This window comes from Paenibacillus sp. 1-18 (genome assembly GCF_000520755.1).
GTDB lineage: Bacteria > Bacillota > Bacilli > Paenibacillales > Paenibacillaceae > Paenibacillus > Paenibacillus brasilensis.
Genome location: NZ_ASSB01000058.1, coordinates 1 through 601, shown reverse-complemented (window position 1 = coordinate 601; position 601 = coordinate 1). Strand labels below are relative to the sequence as shown.

The window sequence follows — 601 nt, the reverse complement described above, 5'->3', positions numbered from 1 at the left end:
TGATCATTCCCGTTTTTACTTATACCGAACTGAGTCAAATTTTGCCGGATGCCCCGGGCAATCACACGCACAGGTAGGCTTCCCAGATGCTGCCCACGTATGGCATCTTCGGTAGTGCTCGCCCGATCCCCCTCCTCGGCAACAGATCGAAAGTATTTGGGGGAAGCTACAATATTCACAAACGATTTCCTATCTTGTGCCTCAACACGACCAGCTAGCATAAAATTAGGGAACAGACGAAAAGCTCCCGACTTTTCTAGAAGAATGGACACTAACGGCGAGGGATTGACCTTAGGTTGTTCCTTGGCATAGATCTCATTTGTCCGGCGAGCGTCATTCTCAGGCCTAGCATCCACCAGGACCAACCCTGCCACTTCATCTCTGTGCGTTTGTGCGTACAGCCTTGAGTACATCCCCCCGAGGGAATGGCCTACCAGGATATAAGGAGCTTGGACGTCTGCATTCTTTAAGGCGACATGAAGCTCTCGAACGATGTTTTCCCCGGTGCGTAGAGTAGCAGCCTCCTCGCTCCAGGCATAGCCTGCCCGGTCATAGGATACAACGGTGGCGAATGATGACAGCTTTTCGGGAATATCTCTCC

At 51.6% G+C, this 601-nt stretch carries 1 protein-coding gene; it reads right to left on the bottom strand.

Annotation, left to right across the window (positions count from 1 at the left end):
* Nucleotides 1-601, bottom strand: a 601-nt coding sequence (locus tag L693_RS0103755) for an alpha/beta fold hydrolase (RefSeq protein WP_025716119.1), incomplete at both ends; no start/stop codon positions are given.